The organism is Nocardia blacklockiae (assembly GCF_015477355.1).
Classification (GTDB): domain Bacteria; phylum Actinomycetota; class Actinomycetes; order Mycobacteriales; family Mycobacteriaceae; genus Nocardia; species Nocardia blacklockiae.
Genome location: NZ_JADLRJ010000002.1, coordinates 424,483 through 447,910, shown reverse-complemented (window position 1 = coordinate 447,910; position 23,428 = coordinate 424,483). Strand labels below are relative to the sequence as shown.

Genomic DNA, 23,428 nt, shown 5'->3' with positions numbered 1-23,428 from the left:
CCGATCATGGCGGGACGATTCGGTCCGGAGGAATATCCGGACCTGATGGAAGACATCCAGGACACGCTACAGACCATCGCCCGATTACAGCAGGAACGAATCGCGTTGCAGGGCAAGGGATCTGTACGCCGCGGCCGGGTGACGGCCATCGTCAACGCGGACAGTGTGCTCGTCGATCTGAAATTCGGTCGCGACGTCGAGGAACTGGAATACGCGGACTTGGCCCGTGCGGTGGTCGAAGCCGTGCAGGAGGCCTCCGCGGACGTCGCCCGTAAGACGCAGCAACTGATGGCGCCGCTGGACGAGCAGCGTGCGCGGCTGCCGAAACTGTCGGACATGGTCCCGGGAATGCCGGATCTGCGGCAGCAGGTGCCGCCGCCGGAGCGGGCGCCGGTCACCAAACCGGGGGCGAAGGAAATCTTCGGCGACGCCGACGACACCGGTCGCCGACTGACCTTCGACAATGTCGAAGTCGTCGAAAAACGCGATTCTCGGGACACTGGAATCACCGATTCCGGCTGGTGATCGGGGAATTTGGCCGCAGATGGAATTGATGAGCGTACTCGGCTGGGTGGCCGGGTCCGAGTGGCCCAACGGCGACCCGGACAAGATGCGTGCGCTCGCCCAGCTGTGGCGCGATGCGGCCGACGAACTGCACCAGATCGAGAAGGAGATCGACGCCGCCAAGAAAGCGGCCCTCGACGCCTATCCCGAAGGCGCCGCGCGTGACGAGATCGCTGCGGCCTTCGATTCCTTGCGCGACGGAAACGGGAAGGCGCTCGATGATCCGGAGAACGGTTCCGTAGCGAGGCTGGCCCACGATTTCGCCAATATCGCCGACGGTGCGGACAGCACGGGTGACGAGATCGAATCCGGTCAGTGGATGGTCATTTCGTCACTGGGTCTGCTGGCTGTCGAAATCGCGGCGGCGTGGGCGTTTCCGCCGACTGCGCCCGCGGTGGAGGCCGCCGCGATCGCCGGGACCCGGCTGGCAATTCGCATGTTCATTTCGCAGGTGCGGATGCGGATCTCGGAGTGGGTCGCCACCAGGATCTCGAATGTCGTTCTCCGTTTCGTGCTGCGGCACGTCCTGATCAACACCCTCGTCGGGGCGGGTCAGGATGCCGCTATTCAGGCCATCCAGATCGCCCAGGGGCACCGGAAGGGCGGGTTCGACTGGGACCGGTTCATGGTGACCACGGTGTCGTCGGCATTCGGTGGCGCGGCGGGCGGGAAGGCCGGCGAACTGGTCGGCGAGAAGCTCGCCAATGTCGCGATCAGCCCGTTCCTGAAGGATGTCATCGCCGCGAAGACCGGCGGTTTCGTCGGCGGTGGCGCGGGCTGGGCGGCCGGGCTCGGCACCCAGTTCGGACTCGACCTCGCGCACAGCGGCGGCGACTGGGGCAAGGCCTGGGACAACCTCGAAAAGGGTGTGCAGAACTTCGACCCGCGCATGCTGACGGGCGGTGTGGCGAGCGGGTCCATCTCGGGCATGTTCAAAGGGTCGATCACCCGGCACTACGCGATGTCCGAGCACTGGGGGCGCGGACAGGACGCGGGTGCCTACGACGATGCGGCGCGGGTGGGGACGACGGGGTTCGCCGACTCACAGGTGGCTGCGGATCATGGGGTGGGCGGTGCCGGGTTCCCGGGGAGCGGTGCGGGTGGGGACGCCCCGCCCCGGGCCGGTTCGCCTGAAGGTGATGGCTCGCACAGTGTTTCGGTGCGGCCCGGTGGCTCCGACGGTTCCGACCCTCGGGCGTCCGATGCCGGAGCGGGTTCGTCCGGTGACGGAGGATCACGAGCCTCCGCCGCCGAAGGAGGACAAACTCGGAGCGAAAGCCCTTCCAGCGCAGGCGATCACGGCTCCACGCGACCGACCGGCGTTGGTTCCGACAACACGGTGTCGGAGGTAGGCCGATCGCATTCCACAGGTTCGGACACCGTCGATGCCGCGGGGTCGCACGCAGGTGATAACGGGAACACTGCCGCTACTCACGGTTCCGTGGGCGAGCAAGGTGCGGGGTCGCGTTCGGATTCCGGTGCCGCTGTCGGGCATTCGGATTCCGGTGCGAGCGGGCGGTCTGACGCCGGTTCTGTGGTGGGCGGTTCCGATGTGGGTTCCGCGGCGGGGCGTTCCGATGTGGGTTCCGCGGCGGGGCGTTCCGATGTGGGTTCCGCGGCGGGGCGTTCCGAAGTCGGCTCTGCGGCGGGGCGTTCCGATGCCAGTGCTGCTGGGCGCACAGACTCCGGGTCTTCTGCGGTGCGGGCGGAGTCGAGTGCCGTTGCTGCGCGGTCGGATTCGACCGCGGCTTCGTCTCGGTTGGATGCGCCGGTCGGTCCGGCCAGAGCGGAACACGGTGCCTCGCCGACGCGGACGGATTCCTCGGCGGGTCCGGAGACGAGCAGAGCGGCGGGTGATGCCACACGGACGGCCGAAACACGCTCGGGTGGTGAGCAATCGCGTTCCCAGGTTGGTGCGCCGGACGCCCGCACCGCATCGGACCGTGCGTCGACGCCGTCACGCGCTGGAATAGCGGACGCGAATTCGACTCGCGCACAGAGTGACCCGGCTTCACGAGTCCGTGCGGAGTCCAGCGGCTCGGAGGCCCCTCGATCCTCGAACCGCGCCGCAGGTGACGCAGGTGACCGAGTGCAGTCCCACCCGGAGGCAGACACCCCGGCTCACACCGCAGAACCCCAACGCGATTCGCAAGGCGACCCGGTTCGGGCTTCGCGGCCGGGGGAGCCCGTGCGGGACGCAGACGGTGCGGAGCAGCGGTCGCCGGGCAACGAGCGTCAGGAGAACGCACCGGAGCAGCGGTCGCCGGACAACGAGCGTCAGAAGAACGCACCGGAGCAGCGGTCGCCAGGCAATGAGCGTGCGGAGAACGCGCCGGAGCAGCGGTCGACGGGGAACGAGCGTACGGAGAACGTACCGGAGCAGCGGGATATCGAGGACCCGGGCGGGCATCGTGGTGGCGAGGCCGTGGCGGGGCTCGTGGTTCCGGTGGCCGCGCACCCGGCGGGAGGTTCGCATGTGCGGCCGTCGGCGGTTGACGCCGGCGACGGATCCGCGCCTCCGCGTGGGCATTCCGGCGACGAGCGGTCGGCTCCGCGCGGCGAGGCGGATCGTGGGCGTTGCGGGCTGCTGGCATTGCGGGCGCTGCAGGAGAGGTTCCCCGGGCGGCCGTTCCGGCTGCCGGAGCGGGAGGTGGGCGCCGAGGGGATGAGCACCCGCGAGCTGGTCGCGGGCGCGGGCGGGAAGCTGCGGAACTTCGCCGGTGGGCACGCCGAGATCGCGAGCCTGCTGCGTTCGATGAAGGACGGCGCGACCGCCTTGGTCGTCGACACCTATCGCGGTCCCGCCGACCGTCACGGCGTCGGCGCGCACGCGTATCTGATGACGCGCGAAGGGAACCGGATCGTCGTCCGCGACCTCGCGCAGGGCATCGAGCACGGCTTCCCGCCCCGGCTGACCCGGGAACTCGCCCGCAGCCAGGCAATCGTCTTCGACCACAACGGCCGTGCCGTCGACCGCATCGGCAACCGGGCCCGCGATTGGATGATGCGCGACGGCGCCGACACCGCCGCGGCCGCGCGCGACCGAGCCCACGAGGTCGATCTGCACTCCGAGCGCACCCGAGCGGTGCTGTCGCAGACACAGCTCGGCCGCGAAATCCTCGACGCACTGGGTGATTCGGAGCAGAGCGGGCGCGCGCGGGAGTTCCTGTCCAGTTTCGCGCGCGGCCGCGAAATTCTGGAATCGCTCGGCGAGCCTGTGCCGGAACGGTTCCGGCCCGCCGGAGACGACACCGGTGGCCGCTGCGGCGTCGGCGCGCTCTCCGAACTGATCCGGATGTACAGCGGCGCAAGCGATCCGGAGTCGGCACGCATAGTCCTCGACGAGGACGGCGAACTGCTGCGGCTCCCGGGCGAGGAGACCGTCATCCGGATGCCCGGCCGGGTGATCGACGAGCGCGGCATGAGCGAGGACGAACTCGTCGCGGCGGCAGGCGGCAGGCTGACCACCTACACCGACCACGACGACATCGCGAACACGTTGCGCCGCTTGGGCGACAGGTCCGCCGCCCTGGTTGTCGACAGCTACACCGTGTCGGACAAGAAGACCGGAATCGGCGCGCACGCCTACCTGATGGTGAACGAGGGCGGACGCATCGTGATCCGCGACGCGGCGAATCCCGAAGGCGGCGCGATCCGCGTCCCGCCCGAACTCGAGGGCAGGCCGCGCGCCATCGTCTTCGACGGTCGCGGCCGCGCGCTCGAATCGGTGGACCCGGCCACCCGCCGCTACCTGGCCGAGCGGCAATTCGATCCGCACGCGGCCGGCCGCATCGGCCGAGCCCTCGACGCCGCCCCGGATCAGGTCCGAGAGCTGTTGCGGCAGACCGAGACCGGACGCAGGACGCTCGCGGCGCTGGAACGCATGCCGGTGCACGAACGCTTCGACCTGATGGGCGAAGGCGGCCACCGGGGCGGCGAGTGGGTCGCGCACGAACATGCGGCCACGGTCTTCACCTCCGGCAACGATCATGTGGCGCAGGCCGTCGCGCTGGTGCACGAGTCGGTGCACGCGCAGTACTACGTCGAGGACCGCTCGGTGCGCGATCCGCTGGCGATGTCGCGCTCGGAGTACGTGCGCGCCATGGTCGCCGAGGAGACGGCGTGCTTCCGGCGGCAGGTGGAGCTGGTGGTCGAATTGCGCGCCCGCGGTTTCGAGATCCGCACGCAGCCGACCGAGACCGCCTACGACGCGGCGTACCGGAAGGCGGTGGAGCGCCGCGGCGCCGACTCCGCGCTCACGCCGCAGCAGATCCACGAACAGGCACACGAATCGGCACTGCGCGCGGCCGAACAGGAGGTGCGCTCGTTCCGCTGGGCGGACGGACGCAGCTACCACCAGTACTACCGGGACGGCTGGGATCGGCTCGCGCAGCAGCGCGCCGCCCAGCAAGCGCAAGCCGCACAGCATCTTTCACAGGCGCCCGGGCAGCATCCTCAGCCGGCTCCGCATCCTCGCGCCTACCGGTTGACGCCCGCGGGTGTCGAGCGGATGCGGACCGCGGTGCTGCACCGCGGCAACGACATCGTGCAGGCGAACGATCTCGTCCGGCGATCGACGCAGCTGGCGTCCGACCACGGCGTGTCCTTCGGTGCCACACAGCAGATCCGGGATCAGGTCACGCGCAAGCTGGCCGCCCTCGACACCGAAATGGCCACGGCCCCACCGGAACGCCTCCCCGAGCTGCGGCGCGAACAGCATCGGCTGCGGGAACTGGCGGATCTGGCCGACGAGCGCGACAGGTTCGACACCCGGATCCGCTGGCACGCGATCAAGGAAATGCACGACGTGCTCGCCACCGACGTCGTGGACCGCGTGTTGAGCGAAGTCCCTGGCGCGCAGCGTATTTCCGATGGCGCGGTGCTGCTGCCCGGAACCCCGAAGCGGCTCGTGATCGTAGGCGCACCGGGCGAACACCATGCCGTGCTAGGGGATCCGCGAGTGGCGGCGGCCGCGCGCGACGCCGCCGTCGAGTACCGCGTGGTCAAGCTCCAGGACAACGGTGAGCTGCATGTGTGGACGGCGCCCGGGCTCGCCGAACCGCCGCGGCCCCCGGTGCTGACGCCACTGCACCTCGCGGAGACAGCCACCCGGCAACGGATGGACCTCGTCCGTGCTCGACTCGGCGACACCGCGGTGGGCGAGTGGGCCTTGCGCGTGCTGGACGGTGTCGAGATCGCGCACACCGCCGACCCCGGCGACGCCGGGTACAAGCCGTCGCTGCGCCGCGTGGTGCTGGATGTCGGGAGGTCCGACCACCAGCACATGGCCGATCTGGTGCATCACGCGATTCATGTCGAGGTGGCCCGGAGCCGGGACCCGATCGTCGCGCTGCACGAATTGCAGACGCTGAGTCGCGACTCCTACATCGACCGGATGCTCGACGAGGAGACCCGCGCGCACGCCATGGAAATCATTGCGGCGCTGCAACTCCGGGCCGCCGGACACGATGTTCCCGAGCCGGTGGGTACGCACGCCTACACCGAGGCGTACTACCGAGCGCGGGCCGAGCTGCTCGAAAACATCGGCCTGGCAGGGCAATCGGTGCCCGAGAGGCTGCTGCCCGTGCTGGACCGTATGTCCAACGAGGCGGGGCTGGACGCGTTGCGGCCGGAGGTGCGCAACCACACCGAGCACGGCGAGACGTATCGCGATGTGTACGGCAGGGCGTGGGACGTGGCGCAAGGCGTGCAGCCGTTCGCCGAGCGGGTGCAAGCGGCTCGGATGAGCGGCGAGAAGTCCGCGCAGGCTCTCGGGGTCGAGACCACGGTGCCGGGGGTGCGCGGTGCCGAGCTGGTCACCTTCGACGACGGTGCGCAGTATGTGCGCAAGACGCTGCTCAACGCGCGGATGGCGCAGGCCGAGGTGTTGTCGTCGCTGCTGGGGCGGGCGCTGGGAGTGCCGCTGCCGCGGGCGATTTCCGTCGGCACGGTCGTCTACCACGAGGTGATGTCCGCGGCCTTGCCGATCGAGTTGGCGCGCGAGGGTTTCGGCTCGACCGGTCTGGGCCTGCACGACGCCCTGACCGGCTTCCCGAACGGCACCGACCGGGTGGTGATCGAGCCCGGCGGAAAGGTGGCCTGGGGCAATCACCACCACGCGTTCCAAGCCGGAACCCTTACCCGCGAGACCGTGACCCGCTTCGCGGAGCGGTTCCTGCGCGTACGCGCGGACGGCGGAGTCGATTTCGTGAACCACGACCTCACCCGCTCGGAAATCGCCTGGGTGCGAGACCGACTGGAGCGCCTGCGCCCGGAATTCGAGGCGCTCGGCCAAGTTCGGTGGCACAACCTGGCGATGATCCGGCTAGCGCAGATCGAAGCCCACGCCCGCCCCGACTTCGTCCCCGCCCCCGACCAGCCCGCCGCCCGTCGACCGCAGCACGCCACCGGCGGCGAAAACACCACGCGCCGAAACATTTCCGAACCGAACCGCGAACTCGCCAACGACGACCCGCCGACCGGCCCGATCCGGCGGCAACGCCCCCAACAAGCCGAACCGCCTGTGCCCGAACGGAAACCGGCTCCGCGCGAACTCGACGAGGAAGCACCAACCCACGGCTTCCGCAGAGCGACACCACCAGGCGACGGCTCTGTCCCGCCCGACCACACCACTCTGCGGCGCGCCGAGAACGCTGTCGAGGACGATCCACCGACCCGGCCGGTGCGTCGAACCGGTGAGGAGCAGCCCACTCCACGGCGTGCCGAAAGTGGCGTAGAGGACGACCCGCCGACCCGGCCGGTGCGTCGAACCGGCAGTGCGGAGACCGCTACACCGGTGCGGGGGGATGGGGGTGCCGACTCGCCGACTCGGTCGGTGGGGGGTGATGGGGGTCAGCGGCCGCCTGCTCCGCCGTTTGTGGTTGCTGCGGGTCCGCGGAGTTTCGATGGGTACACGTCCGCGTCGTTGGTGGCGCGGGCGGAGGTGGTTGGTGGCCCAGGCGAGAGGTCGGGTAGTAGGGCTTGGGATGCGGCGCGTGGAATGTCGGATGGGGGTGGGCGATTCGCGGGGGAGACGTCTGCGGACGATGGTTCGCGTGCGCCTGGGGCCGGTCGGCTGGAGGGGGCACAGCCGGGGCACGAAGGCGCGGCTTCGGGGAATCTTCGGAACGGTGACGCCGTGGAGCGGGGCGCGGGGACCGATACCGGCGGCGATCGTGGGCGGTGTGGCGAACTTTCCTTGCGGGAGTTGCTGCGCAGGTACGGCGAGGGGTCGGGAATTCGGCTGCCGGAGCGGGTGATCGGGTTCGAGGGGATGTCGCGGGAGGAGCTGGCCGCCGCGGCGGGCGGACGCCTCCAGGCGTTCTCCGGCCACGGCGCGATCGCGGACAGGTTGCGGCAGTTGGGGAATGGGGCCGCCGCGCTGGTAGTCGACATGTATCACAGTCCGGCCGACCGCTACGGCGTGGGCGGGCACGCGTACCTGCTCGTCAACGAGGGCGGGCAGATCGTGGTGCGGGATCCGTCGAACGACGGAGCAGGCCCCGCGCGACTGCCGTTCGATGTGCGCAGCACCGAGGCGATCCTGTTCGATCGCGAGGGCTCCCCGGTCGGCCGGCTGGACGACGAGACCCGCGCACGACTGGCCCGGCAGGCATCGGCCGACCTGTCCGATCCCGACCGGGTGGGCGTGGGCCGCGCGCTGGACACCGCACCCGATCAGGTGCGAGAACTGTTGCACCAGACCGAGACCGGGCGCCGCGCGCTCGCCTCCCTCGACCGCCTGCCGGTCCGGCAACGTTTCGAGCGGGTGGCCGACGACGGCGTGACTCGCGGCACCTTCGACTCCCGCGGGCACGATCTCGCCATCTTCACCGCCGGGCACAGTCACGCCAGGCAGGCCGTGACCGTGGTGCACGAGGCGCTGCACGCCGAGTACTTCGCCGACGGCCGCACCGCCGACGGCTGGCGGATGTCGCGCGAGGACTACGTGCGCGCCATGATCGACGAGGAAACCGACTGCTACCTGCGCGAGGCGCAACTGGCCCGGGAACTGCGCGCGCTCGGTTACAAGCTCACGCCGCACGCGGTGGAGCGAGCCTACGACCGCGCGCACGCCGAGGAACTGTCCCGGCTCGCGAATTCCCCGATGCCGCGGGAACAGAAGCAGGCGCAGGCACACCAGGCGGGCGAGCGGGCCGCCCGGACCGCCGTCGAGAACTTCACCTGGCGTGACGGCAGAACCTATGTGGACCACTACCAGGACTCCTGGGACCGCGCGCGCGGCGGCGGCCCCGACCCGCACACCGGCGCGGAACCGATGACTCCCGAAGTGGCGCAACGCTTGCGGCGTGACGCCGTCCGCCAATTGCATGACGATCGGCGCGCGACCGAGCTGATGGACGAGCTGGAGTCCCGCTGCGACGAGCAGGGCATCGAATTCGGCGACATCCCCGCCGTCCGGGAGCAGGTCGACCGGAAACTGACCGAGCTGGACGCGGCACTGTCCGATCCCGCCACCCCGGCGGACCGGCTCCCGGAGCTGCGGCGCGAGCAGCTGCGGCTGCGCGAGCTGTCCGATCACGCCGACCGTTGGAACAACCTCGACGCCCGTCTCGAGGCGAGCGCCAAGGACCTGCACGACCGAGCCGCCGCCGACGTGGTCGACCGGCTCGCACGGTCGAGCGGCGGTGAAAAGCTTTCCAGCACTGCGGTTCTGATGCCCGGTCCGCGCCTGACGATAGTCGCCAGGCCCGGCGAGCACGCCGCCGAGCTCGCCCGCCTGCGCGACGATCCCACGGTGGCACGTCTGACCGACAGTCAGGTGTCGTACCGGAACATCAAGGTGGACGGCCGCGGCGACGTCCGGCTGTGGGAGCCCACCCGGACGCAGTCGCCGCCGTATGTTCCGGCGGAGGTGCGCCCGCGCGACCTGGTCGAGGCGGCGACACGGCAACGCCTGGACGGGATTCGCGCCGAGCTGTCGCGAACTCCGGTAGGAGAGTGGGCAATCGAGGCGCTGGACGCACACGGCGTCCGGATCGTGCACACCGCCGACCCCACCGCGCAGCGCTACCGGCCACACCGCAACGAACTGGTACTCGACGCCGGACTGTCGGACGCCGGGCACATGGCCGCACTCGTGCACCACGCGATCCACGCCGAGGCGGCCCAGGGCGCGCAGGCACGGTCACTGCACGACCGGATGACGCTGGACCGCGACACCTACATCAACCGCATGATCGCCGAGGAGACCCGCGCGCATGCGATGGAAATCGTTGCCCTGCAACAGCTCCGGGACCAGCTGACCGACCTGCGCGCCGGACGGGAACCACTGCCGGATCCCGTCGGGGCACGGACGTACCGGGACGCGTTCGCCGAAGGGTACGCGGAGGCCAAACGCAATCTCGGTATCGCCGCGGACGAGCCGGTGCCGACCGCACGGGCACACCTGGTGGAGGCGATGGCCCACGACGCCGGTGTGCGCGCGTTGCGCCCGGAGGTCGAGGCGCACACCGAGCACGGCGAGACGTACCGGGACGTCTACGGCCGGGCGTGGGACGACGCGCACGGAGTACGCCGATTCGCCGACATCGTCGGCGCCGCACGCAATTCCGGCGTGCGGGCGGCGCGGGATCTCGACCCAGGAGCGGCGCGCGGGCTGCTGCGTGCAGAGCTGGTCGCGCACCGCAACGGCACGGTCCTGATTCACAAGACCTTCGCCGACGCGGAATCCGCTGCCGCCGAGGTGATGTCGTCGGAACTGGCTCGTGAACTCGGCACCGTGCAGCCGCGTCAGGTCGCCGTCGGCAATGTGGTGTACACCGAACGGCCCGCGACACCGCGTTCGTCCGAGGTGGTGCCGTTCGGCGAAGCCGATGGCGGACGCGGTATGTCGCCCGCGCGGCAGCCGCAGGCCGGTGACGGTTCGATGGTGCGCGATCCGGGTGAATCCGATCCCGGCGGGAGTCCGCGGATCGGCCGGTCGTGGGATCCGGTCCCCGAACAGCTGCGGGATCTGCTGTCGCAGACCGGGATCGGCCGGAGAATACTGCGGACGCTCGACAACGGCCTGCTCCGCGAGCGGTTGGAGGCGGCCGCCGACGCCGGGCTGCACGGCGAATTCACCGCCGGTGATTTGACCGCCACGGTCTACACGACCGGACGCGACCACCTAGCCCAGGCTTTGGCGTTGGCGCACGAGATCGTCCACGCCGAGTACTTCCTCGAGGGCCGCACGGTGCTGGTGGACGATCGCATCGAGACGATGGAATCCGGCCCGTTCGTGGACGCCATGATCGACGAGGAGGTGGCCTGCTTCGTCCTGGAGGCCGAGCTGGCGCGCGAATTGCAGGCCCTCGGCTACGACGCGCGCACCTCGCCGGCCGATGTGGAGGCCGCCTACAGCGACCGCTACGAACGTGCCCTGGACTATCTGAGCGAGGACCCCGACCTGAGCCCCGAGGACGTGCGCGAGCAGGCCCGCGCCGAGGCGGTGCGAGCGGTGCGCACCATCGTCGAGTTGTACCCGGATCTCGAGGGCAAGACGTATCTTCAGTTCGCGGCGGAGATTTGGGACGAAGCGCACCCGGCGTCCGGCGCGGAGCCGAGTGCCGCGCACCGTCCACAGGACCCCGCGGTCGCCGAGCGGTTGCGTGTGGAGGCATTGCACCGGCACGCGGAAAGCGTGCGCTTGCAGGCGCTGTCCGCCGAGACCGACGAACTGGCCGCGCGACACGGCCTGGACCCGGCGGCCGACCATGCGACGTTGCGCCGGGAGATCGAGCAACGGATCACCGAGCTGGAGGCGGAGTCGTCCGATCCGGCGACGTCGGCGGAGCGGGCCGCCGAGATTCGCCGCACTCAGCACGAACTCCGCGAATTGGCGGACCGGCGAGCCGATCTCGACAACCGCAAGGCCGCCTTCGGGGCACGGGACGAGGCGGTCGACGCGATCGCGGTACGCGACGTGCTGGAGTCGATGCTGCGCGACGAGCCGAACGCGCGACCGGTGGGTGACCACGCGGTGCGGCTGCCCGGACCACCCGAACGTCTCGTCGTCCCGGCCGCTCCGGGTGACCACCATGCGCTGCTGCGGCATCCGGAGATCGTGGGCGAGGCAGAGCGTCTCGGTCGCGACGCGGTAGCACTCGTGCGGGTCGAGGTGGACGGCATCGGCCGCATCCACCTGGAAACCGTTGCGGAAGCCGCGGATCCGGCCGCCACTCCGCCGCACGAGACCCTTCACACGGACATGGCGGCGACGGCGTCGGCGCAACGCCTGCGCGGCGTCCACGAAGCACTGGCCCGAACGCCGGTGGGCGAGTGGGCCACCGGGATTCTGCGCGGGGTGGAGATCGTGCACACCGCCGATCCCGGCGCACACGGATATCAGCCTTATCGCAACCGGTTGGTGCTGGATGTCGGGCTCTCCGAGGCCGAGCACATGGCGGCGTTGGTGCACCACGCGATTCACGTGGAGTCGGCACGCGCCCGGGAGGTCCGCGGCAGTGCCCGGGATCTGATGACGGTGGACCGCGACACCTACATCGAACGAATGCTGGCTGAGGAGACCCGGGCCCACGCGATGGAAATCGTTGCGGCGCTGCAACTCCGCCACGCCGGCCTCGAGGTGCCCGAACCGCCCGGCACCCGCGCCTACACCGAGACCTTCTACACGGCACGCAGCGAGGCACGCGGCAACGCGGGTCTCGCCGACCGCCCGATCCCGGCCGAACTCGCCCCCGTGCTGGATCGCATCGCCAACGACGCCGCCCTGCATGCACTGCGGGAGACTGTCGAAGCGCTTGCTCCGCAGGGGATCGCGCACGCCGAGTTCTATGGGCGCAAATGGGACGAGGCCCACGCGCAGGCCATGCCGCCACGCCCCGACCCGGGAGACGGATCTCGCCCGGCCCCCAAGCGTTCCGCTCAACTGCGGGCGCCGGACCCGGAATGGTCTGCCGCGCAGTCCCTCTCGCACGAGGCACGGGCGCTGCTCGACGACGCGAACCGCGGTCGCTGCGGCGAGTTGTCCCTGCGTGCACTGCTGCGGATGTTCGGTGAACGGTCGGGTATCCGGCTGCCGGAGCGCCTGATCGGCTACGAGGGCATGACCCGCGGCGAGCTGATCGCCGCGGCGGGCGGGTGGCTGCGTCCGTTCGTCGATCACGCCGCCATCGCCGCCGAGCTACGGCACCTGAAAGCCGGGGCCGCCGCTCTGGTGGTGGACATGTACCGCGGCAAGACCGATCGATACGGTGTGGGCGGCCACGCCTACCTCCTCGTCCACGAGGGCGACGGCCGCATCGTGGTCCGCGACCTCGCCACCGACGCCACCCACGAGGACCTGACCCGCCTCGCACGCGACGTACGTGGCACGGAGGCAATCCTTTTCGACCACGAGGGCCGCCGGATCGATCCGGTCGACGAGGACACCCGGCAGCGGCTGATGCGTGAAGCGGCCGAGGAATTGGCATCCGCGCAGCGCCGGACGGTCGGACAGGCACCCGGGGAGAACCCGGCCGACCGAACGACGCAAGACCCGCGCCGACGCGCCGAGCTGTCCCGGACGACAAGCGAGGAAAGTTCCCCTGCGGGTGTAGATTCGGCGGCGCAACGGCGGCCCCTCGATCAGGTCCGCCGGTTCCTCGCCGAGCACGCCGCCGCGCGGATTGATGACGAGGTTGTCCCGCGAACCGACGCCGAACGTGCCTATGCGCGAGAGCTGGTGGAGGCGCTGCGGTTGGACGAGGCGCTCGCCGGGCACCCCGATCCGCTCGCCGCACTCCAGGAGCTCGCCGAAATAGCCCGATCACGAGGCTTTTTCGCGGAAACGGCCGACGGCGTGCCGCGACCGATGCGCTATCCGGACGATATGGGGCCGCTCGCCCTCGACGAAGCCTACGGCTCCGAAGAGTACTGGCGCCTGGAGGCCGATCCTGCGAATACTCCGATCCCGGCCGAATCCGCAGTGCGGCCCAACGGTTTCGGCGCCCACCGGGAGACCGGAGTTCCGCGCCGGGTGGACCCCGAGGAACTGCGAGCCGAACTGTCGCGGCGGTTCGGGTTGGGCGACGGCGATCTGACCGGCCCCGACCGCGACCGAATCCTCCAGCAGCTGCGTTATCGGAACGCTCTGCGCGCCGGGGCCATTGAAGCCCTCGCAGAACACATCGCCCGCTGGGAGGCGGCGACCGATCCGGAACACCGCGCCCAGATCGAAACCACGCGGGACGGCTGGGCGCGGCTGCTGAATGTCGATCCGGCCGAGCTGACAGCACCGGAACGCACCGCCCGCCGAGTAGCCGAGTTGCGTGCGTACGTACTGAGAGAAGCCGACGACCTCGCCGACCTCGGTGTCCTCACCGCACCCAGGGAACCGCTGCCGGAAGGTGCGCGCGAGCTCGTCCTCCAGGTCGGCACGGACCGCGTGCGGCTGCGCGTGGAGACCGGCGAGGACGGCACGCCGCGCGTGGTCCCGGACCGCCGCGCACACCCCGAGGAGGCCCCCGACCCGGATGCCGAGGAGACCACGGCCGACAAGTCGTGGTTGCGCAAGGCGTGGGAGTGGGCCGTGCGACCGCGGGCGGAGGAGACCCCGGCCGCGCCCTCGGGCTCCGGATCGGCCATCCAGCAACCGGATTCGGCCGGCTCCGGTGCGCCCGCGCATCCGGCGCACCAGGGCTCCGGGTACGACGTCGGCGATTTCCTCGGACAGTTGCACGGCGCGTCGGAACTGGTGAAGAAGCTGCCGATCGGCTTGACCGTCGAAGTGCTGACGTTCTGGAAGGAACGCGAGCGCATCGGCGACTTCTTCCGCGGCCGCCACCCCGAGAATCAGCTGCCGCCCGCACGCCACCCGGACGGCAGCGAATACGAGTACTGGCGCGAACAGGCCGATCCCAAACTGCTCCGGCAGGTCGGCTTGACCAGAGCACAGGCCGAAGCGTGGGGCGGTGCGCCGCAGGGCGATCGAGCCCCCGAGCCGCACGACCGCGAACAGCCCGCGGCGCCCGAGTATCTCGCTCGGCCGGCGGACGGCGACGACTATCAGCCGGGCAGCGCCGAGCGAGAAGCCCTGCGGCACTGGCTGGAAGAGGTCGATCGGCTCCACGACGAACGCACGCGGGTGGTCGGCGAGATCGTCGCCATCGCCCGCGGCTACGGACTCGAGTTGCCCGACCTGTCGCACGCCTCGGTCCAGCGCGCGATCGACCATCTCGAATACCAGATCGCACGCCGGGGTGCCGCCCTCGAAGGCTGGGTGGACGCCAGCCGCTGGTACAGCGCCGAGGACGCGCTCGTTCCCTACAGTCGCGAAATCGACTCGGTCTCCAGCGATCCGATGAACCGGTTCCTGCAGGAGGTGGTGCGCGCCGACGACGCCGACGCCCGCTTCCTCACCTGGGGCGGCATCAAGAACAAGACCAGCACGCCGCCGCCGCACTGGTCGCAGCTGTTCGACGACGACGGCAAGCTCCGCGACGGCGGCATCCGGCTCTACTTCGAGGAAGCGTTGCGCCGCGAGCAGATTCGCGAACAGCGGGCCACGTGGGAGGACCTGTTCCCCGACGACATCTCCCGCGACGAGACCCGAATCTCCGAGACGGTCAACCAACTTCGCGAAGGCACCGAGGCCCGCACCCAGGCGCTGGGGAAGCTGCGGGCGCTGGCCGGGGACTACCGCGATATCGACGACCGGTATCGCGAAACCGGCGCGGCGCTGGTCGATCTGGCGGCCACGGAATGGCTCGAGCACGGCGAGGGCGGCCGGAAACTCGCACCGGGCGTGTGGCGCGTCGACGGCGACCCGGGTCGGCTGGTCGTCGTCGACGCGGAACCGAAGCACGACGAGGTGCTGGCCCGGGCCCTGGCACACGATGCGGATTTGGCCGCGGCCGTCAACAACGGTGAGCTGGTCCCGGATTTCCGGGTCGGGTGGGTCGAACCGGACGGCTCGGTGCGCATCGGGACGCTGGCAGCGCCCGAGGCGCGGTGCTTCGACGGCGTCGTCGGCGACCAGCAGGTGCAGGTCACGCTGCTGCGGGTGGGCGACGGCCCGTGGCAGCCGGTGCAGGCGCCGGCCGACCCCGTACACCCGGTCGACGAGCCCGCCGGTCCGCTGCCCGAGCCACGGCCGCGAGCCGAACTCGAACAGCGCATACGCGACCTCGCCGAACGGCTCGAGCTGAACCCGGACGACCTGCTGGGCCGCGCCGGATCGAACCTCGTGCAAGAAGAGAAACTGCGAAACGCGGTGCGGGCGGCGCAGATCGAAGCGCTGGTCGACTATGTACGCAGCGCGGGTGCTATCGAAGAGTTCAACGACATCGGGCTGGCCCGTGGTGAACTGGCGCGCAGGCTGAGTGTGCCCGCCTGGGAGCTGACCCCGGAGCATCTCGCCCGCGTGCTGTCGGATCCCGCACTGGGCGCGACGAACCGGAATCGGGCGGTGCGGGCGCTCACCGAATATGCCGAGCAGGTCCGCGATGTGGATGCCGCGGCGGTCGACGCCGCACGGGATCGACTGGCGCGCAAGCTGAATCTGAAGCCCGCGGAGCTGCATCCCCGCAAATTCGACGACGACCTGAAAAAGCGCGAACTCGACACCGACGGAATTGATCCGAAGAAGCTGTCCAAAGCTCTCGCGAACGTGGCGCATCGCTCCACCGAGGTCGACGGCGCGGTCGTGCCGCAGTCCGAGCGGCTGCGGGAGTACCTGCGGGAGTTCGCCGCCGAGCTGATGCGCTTGGATCCCACCGGTCCGGTGTGGGCGGGCGACCTCGCGGCAGACCCCCGGCTCGTGGGCGGCGGCTCGCCGATGCGCAGCGAGACCGCCTACACCGAACTGCGGGCGGAATGCGCGGCGCTGACCGGGCAGCGCGACCCGTCCCCGGAAGCGGTCGCGCGCAGGCTGACCGATCCCGCGACGAGCCGGGCGCAGCGCGAACGTTTCCTCGACGCGCTCGTCGACTGCCGGTACGAGATGCCGGCGGGCAAGGTCGGTCGCGTGCTCGTCGAGCGCAGCCGGGTGGCACGCGCGCTGGGCCTGGAACCCCGTGCGCTGCACGGACATCGGTACGACGACGAACACCGCCGGGTCGCGGATCCGCGCGGCATCGACACCCGGGCATTGAAACGCGCGCTCGCCAAGCTGCTGCGGCGCGGCGAGGCGACGCCCGAAATCACTACTGCCCTGGGCGAATTCGTCCGGGCCGTGGTGGAGGGGGAGCCCGGTCCGCGGCCGCGGACCGACGGCGGGATGGAAACCCGTGCCGAACACCCGATCCGGGACGATTCCGCGATCGCCCACCTGCGCGCGGTGGCCGGTGATCTCGCCGAATTCGGTAACCGGCTGGACGGGACGAAGGTGGACGGTCCGGCCGAGAACGGCGTGAATCGCGACTGGGCCCGCATCATCGGTGTCGACGCCGCGGGCGCCGAACTGGTGGAGTACATGCGTCGCTACGACGAGTTCCGCACCGGCGCCGAGCACGGCGACCTGAGCCCGGAGCAGCGCGCCGCCCGCGAGGCCGAGATGAGCGCCGAACTGCAACGGCGCTTCGAGAAGTACGTCGAGGTGTACGACGCGTTCCGGGACGGCGTGATCGAGGATCACGAGCGCCTGTCCCGCGAGGAGATGGCCGAGTTGCACGCCGAACTGCGCGCCGAGGTGCGGGAGCGCGCCGAGGATCTGCGCGCGCTCGGCGATCTGCTGAGCGAGCACCGCCGGGCGGTCATCGAGGATCAGCGGGCGCGGCTGTTGGAAGCCGGACGGACCTACACCGACGCCGAGCAGCGGTTGCGGACGGCGATGGAAGATGTCGAGCGGCTGGAAACCGCAGCGCGGCAACGCAATGAACGCGCCGAGAACGGCATGCTCTCCTGGGCGGCGGTCACCGACGCCACGCGACTCGAGCAGGTGCTGGACCGCTTGACCGGCCAGACCATGCCCGACGGGCCGGCCGCCAGGGACCGGCATCGTGCGTACCGGGAACTGGCCGCGGCCGCGGAGGACTATCGGCGCGCGACCGCCGACCTGGACGCCGCCGCGGCGGCTCTCGACGAGGCGGGCAAGCACCTGGCGGGCTCGCTCGAACACGACGCGCTGCTCGAGGCCGGCGCGACCGTGCTGATCGGCGACGACATCGGCATCATCGAAGGCGCGTCGCGGTGTGTGGCCGTCGCGGTCTGGGGCGAGGCGGGCGATCCGCGTGCGGCGCTGGAACAGGCCGCCGGCATCGATCCGCTGGTAGACGAGATCGCCGGGCCCGACCGCGACAACGTCACGGTGCTGCGCCTGAGCGTCGACGAGAACGGCCACGTCACCGTGCAGCGCGAGGACCCGCCGGAACCCCCGCCCACGCCGGACCCTGCTCCCGAGCCGGACGAGCCGGGCTCGGGCGGCGGTGAACGGCAACCGTCCGCGGCCGAAAACGGTGACGGCGCAAGCGAACACGATCCGGACGGCAACCGCGCGGGTGAGTCGCCGCACGCGGTGGAGAACGCCACCGGCGCAGGCGAACACAGCCCGCGTGCTCGGGACGGTGAGCCGCCCCCGCGGCAGCCGTCTGCCGCGGACGCCGCGACGCACGCGCGGCTGGAGGAGCTCAATCAGCGTCGCCAGGAGGCGATTCGGGAGCGGCGCGTGCTGCTGGCGCGGCGCAATGCCCTCGCCGAACTCCTCGAGGTCGCGCCGGACGACGACTGGGCGGCCCTGCGCCGCGACCGGCTGGGCGTCACCCTGCAGGAGGTGCGTGAGCGCCGCGGCGTGCAGGATCTCGACGAGTTGGAACACGTCGTCGAGCTGATCCAGGTGTGCGAACGCCTGGTCGGCGCCGACGACTACCTCGCCTGGGTGCGGCGCGAGATCGACGCGGCGCAGCTCGACGAGTCCCCGCAGGCCGAGCACGACCGCCTCGTCGAGCGCTGGCACGAGCTGATCCGTGAGCGAGAGTTCCTGCGCGCCAAGCGCGACGAGCGCGCCGAACTGCGCGATGTGGCCGGACTGTCCGGGGAAGCGCTCGAACGGAAGATCCTCGAACTGTTCGAGAAGACCCAGCCCCGCACCATCCGGATCCCGGGCACCCTGGACGTACCGGAGCGGATCGTGCACCAGCAGATGGCGCCGGCCGAAGTCGCGTTGCGGCGCAGGGCGATTCGCAAGCTGGTCGAGGCGGTGGAGGCGTTCGATCGGGTCGACAAGGCGGTCGGCGACATCGAGGCACGCCTGGCGGAACTCGCGCAGGACGGCGTCGGCGACGGACGGCCGCGGTCCCCCGAGGTCGCCCGCGAGCTGCGGCAGCTGGAAACCGCACGCGCCGAACTGTTCCGGAACTCGTTCAACAAGGCGCGCCGGTCGATGATGCTCGACCTCCTCGATCGGCTGCGGGCGCACGATGTTCCGATCCGTCAGGTCGAGCTAGGCCCCGATCCCGCCGCCCTGGACGCGGCATTGACGCGGTGCCGCGCGGCCCTCGACCCGAACGACCCACTGCTGCAACAGAAACGGCGCTGGCTCGCGGCACTCGGCGATGCCGCCCACGATGTGATCCGCGTCGACAACGCGATGGAGCGCCTCGACGACGAAGCCGGTCGAGTCACCGGGCAGTGGGCGGATCTGTTGCGGGAGGAGGGCGCTCGGATGGTGACCGACCTGGTCGCCGTCGTCGACGGAGCGCCGCCGAAGATCATCGTGCTCGGTCCGCGCGCCGATTTCGACCATCCCCGGGCACATTTCGACCACGCGCTTTCCGAAGCCGCACGCACGGAACGCCGTGTGGCCCATGTGATGTCGCAGCGTCCGGAGATCGAGTACCGCCAGCTGATCGGCGGGCTCTCGGAGCTGCGCGCCGAACCGTTGCGGACCGTGCCGCGGGTCGAGGTGCTCGATGCCGGTTGGCGCCACGGCGAGCCCGGCATCCAGTTGATCCGCTGGCGCGACGGCGAGGGCAACTGGTGCTACGTCGACACCACGCGCCCCTCCTGGCGCACCAGCGGCGCAGCCGATTACCCGGACGCCTACGACCCCGGCAACCCCGACTGGTGGGGCGGGCTGGTGCACTACATCAACACCTTGGCGCTGCCGTTCGTGGACATCCCGCCCGGCATGGTCCCGAAGGACCTGCTGCCCTTCAACGCCCTCGGGGTGGAGGGAAAGTTCTTCCAGGGCGACATCCCCGAGGACGCCATCTTCAGCCTCGACATCGGCAGCGAGATCAACGCGGTGCAGCGCAATCTGCGCAATCTCATGATGGCGCTGCAACATCCGAAGGTGGAGGCGTGGATTCAGCGGCATCCGGAGATCGGGGACTTCCTCGACCAGCGGCCGTGGCTGAAGAAGCTGCCGCCGTTCGCGACGATCTGGTCGGCGGTCGAGTGGCATCGCGGCGCGCAGTACGAGGTGCAGCCGATGTTCCCGCGCCGGGACACGGCCGAGCACTCGGCGGACCCGGATCGCGTCGACCTGCCCGAGCCGATGCGGCGCGCCATCGATCGTGCCGTGGCGGGCCTGGCCGGACTCCGCGACGAGCAGCGCGTGCGGTGCGCCGAGCTGGTTGTGGACGTGGTCCGGCGGGATCTGGTGGACGGGTTGTCGCGGGTCGATCTGTCCCGCGCCGACCTGGGCGATCAGGTGGAGAATGTCGATCGGTACCTCGACGCCACCGCGCGGGCGCTGGCGGACGCGTTCGTCACCGACGACCCGGCCGACGTGCGGGCGCGGATCGCCGATCTCCAGCAGCGACTGGTCGACGCGCAGGCCGGTGGCCGGGTCTCCGACGCGGACCTTGCGGCGCTCGCTGCCGAGCTACTTCCGCACGTGCGCAACGACTTCGCCGGTGGGGACGAGGTCGTCGAGCAGTGGCGGCTGCTGTCGTGGACCGACCGGCAGTACGAGCGGTTCCGCGCCGACCTCGGCCTCGCCGACAAGATCGTGGCCGGGCTGGATCGGCATCGGCGCAACGAGCAGGTGCTCGCGGCGCGCGAGGTGGTGCGGCGGATCAAGGCGGAGCTGATCGACGGCGTCCCTGTGGAACTCACTCGGAGCGACGCCGGTGCGCGGCTGGAGAAGTACATCGACACCTACATCCACCGGCACTCCGACACCGACCTGCGCAAGGTGGCCGACGTCTTCGACACCGACGACCGAACAGCCTGCAACGCAGCGGTTTTCGCGGTGCGGGAGCGATTGGTGGAGATGCTGGCGCACGGCCGTGTCACCGACGAGGCGATGAACCGGCTCGCGGCGGAACTGGTCGACGACGACTCGATGCCGCGGATTCGCGACGACTACCTGACCGGGCCGGACGAACCGCCCCCGCCGGCGTTCACCCGTGCGCAGGTGCAGCAGATCATCGATCATCTGCTGTTCGACAAGCATCTGGTCCGTGACCACGCCGACTCGTCCGGGCGCTTCCGGTGGCGGCGGATGGACCAGGTCGCCGACGTCGCCGAGGCGTTCTGTCGGCTGCTCGAGGTGGAACCGGTGCCGGACAAGGTGATCGCGCGACTGCGCAAGCCGCTGCAGCAGGATCTGGTGCTGCTGTACGACGCGCTCGCGGAGTCGGAATACGAGCGCGATCCGGCGAACCGGCGGTCGGGCAAGACCTGGTACGACGCCAACGCGCACGCCGTCGCCGAGGGTTATCACTGGGATGCGGTGCGGCCGCCGCTGACCGGTTGGCGGCGGGACCTGGAGTACAACTCCTATCTCGCCGACCTGCTCGCGCTGCCGCGGGCCGAGGAGTCCGCCGCGCGGGCCGCCGCGGCGCTCGACGCGCTCGCCCGGGAGCTGGCCGTCGATCCGCGCGAGGCGGTGGCCTTGCACAGCTCCCCGCAGCGCGACGACTGGCTCAACAGCCTGCGGGCACGCCATCCCGACGCCACCGACCGGGTCGACAGTCTCGTGCGCGGGATCGTCGAATGCGAGGAGGCCGACGCGCACCTGGCCGCCGTCCGACGCGATCTGTCGCGGTCGGCGCTGTACAACGAACAGCGTGAGCTGTCGGCGTTCCTTCCCCGACACCGGCACGAACTCGAAACGCCTGCCGCACAGCAGGATTGGCACGACGCCGCTGCTGGGCCAGAAGGTGACGCGGCTCCGCGTTTCGTGCCCCAGTCGGACGGTCTTCCTGCCGACGACGGCAGGTCGGATCGGTTGTCGGGTGAGGGTCGTGCGGTCGATGAGGCGCGCCAGCGGTTGGCCGACCAGCGAGAGCGGTTGCGGCAGGCCGGGGAGGCGCTGGACGAGATAGGCCTGTACTTCACGCGAGAACCGCGCGCCGGTCTGACCGACGAGGACCACATCATCCCCTGGGTCGACGACCTGGTGTCCTGGCTGCAACAGGCCCAAGGCCCGGGAGAGCCGGATGTCTGGCGCGAGCGCGGCCGCGCCCTCGAGGCCGCCGCCCGCGAATACCTCCGCGCCCAAGCAGCCGTCGAACAAGCCGAAGCGGTTCTGGCGCAAGCAGAGTCACGTCTGGACCACCTGCCCCCCGTCGCCGATCACACCGGCAACGACGCACCAGCCGATGAGGCGAACGCGGCTCTCGATCCGAACGACGTCGTTTCGCCGAGATACGAGACGAACGCAGTTCCGGTGCCAAACGTCGCCGCCCCATCGGTGGATGAGAAGAGTGCAGCGAGTGGTGGGGAGGGGCATCCGGGGGAGAGTCGGACCGGAAGCCGTGGCCGCGAGGGCAGTGGTCCGGCACGGGGCGATAAGGGCCGTGGTGATGGTCGCGGCGCGGATGACGGCCGGGATGTGGGTCGTGGTGCGGATAGTGGCCGTGGTCGTGGTGACGACGGGGCATCTGCGGGTGGGGCGCGGCGCGGTGAGTCGGGGCCCGCGGAAAGTCCGGATGTGTATGTGATGTCCCGAATTCCGCATCCGCCGCATTTCTTCGATGTGGAGTTCCCGGACGAGTACCTGCACCCGCCGACGCTGCGCGCCCCCGATCCGGAATTGGTGCTGCACGCCGAAACCCCGGAACATCCCGAGCCCGAACCCACGAATCCGCCGGACCACCCACAACCTCCGCGGCCCTCTCAGCCTCCCCGCCGGCCCGAGCCGTCGACACCACCACGGCAGCCGCTACCCACCAACCCCCCAACCCGTCCGGAGGTCCCTACTCCGCCGGTGTCCCCGACCCCTCCACAGCCACCGAGCCCTCCGAAGCCACCGACGCCGCAGCCGCAGCCGCCGATGCCGCCGGAACCACCAGTGGTGTCCGACCCACCGGAATCGACTGAGCCCCGGGTTCATTCGTGGCCGCAGCTGCCTGGACACCCCGTGGCACCCGGGCTTCCTGCGGATGGCGGCTCGATGCCCGATGGCCGGGCAGACGGCTTGGCGCAGAACCGGTCTCAGGTGCCCATGCTGCCCCCGGTCATCCCGTCGCAGGCTCCGGGAGGTGGTCAGCGGCGCAGTACAGGTGTCGGCAGTTCGGAGTACGGAGGTGGCCGGATTGTCGTCCAGGCCGCGGACGGGCAGGGGCCGGTGGGGTTGTTCGATCCGAATACCGGGGCGATGCAATGGGTTTCGGTGATGCCGGGGCCCATATCAGGTATTTATGGGCAGCTCGGGGAGACCTCCGTGGTGCTGTTCCGGCGGGAAGGGCGGTTGCGGCTGTGGGCGGAGGGGTGCGCGGTCGATCTGGACGAACCCGGGGTGGAGGTGCACTGGGGGCGCTCGGATCCGGTGCGGACCTGGTTCCAAGTGGGTCGCGGCGGGGTGGCGGTGGTGGACGCGCGGTACCCGTTCCCCGGCGCGGACCGCGACTTCGGCCGTCTGATCAGCGCGATCGTCGCCGACCCGCGGCGACGGGAGGAGGTCTTCCGCCAGTGACCCGGATACTGTCGTCTGGCGCGACGAAGGTGAGCACGGCAGGATTGCCGGTGTCTG

2 protein-coding genes are annotated in these 23,428 nt (G+C 70.5%); both read left to right on the top strand.

Annotated elements, in window-relative coordinates; all coding sequences use genetic code 11:
- Positions 1-6 precede the first annotated feature (6 nt).
- The gene (locus IU476_RS07985; protein WP_195098266.1) at positions 7-525 is read left to right on the top strand and encodes a YbaB/EbfC family nucleoid-associated protein; all 519 of its coding nucleotides are present in this window, start codon (positions 7-9) and stop codon (positions 523-525) included.
- The gene (locus tag IU476_RS07980; protein ID WP_195098264.1) at positions 464-23,371 is read left to right on the top strand and encodes a WXG100-like domain-containing protein; all 22,908 of its coding nucleotides are present in this window, start codon (positions 464-466) and stop codon (positions 23,369-23,371) included. The genes IU476_RS07985 and IU476_RS07980 overlap by 62 nt, the downstream gene beginning before the upstream one ends.
- The last annotated feature ends 57 nt before the right edge of the window (positions 23,372-23,428 follow it).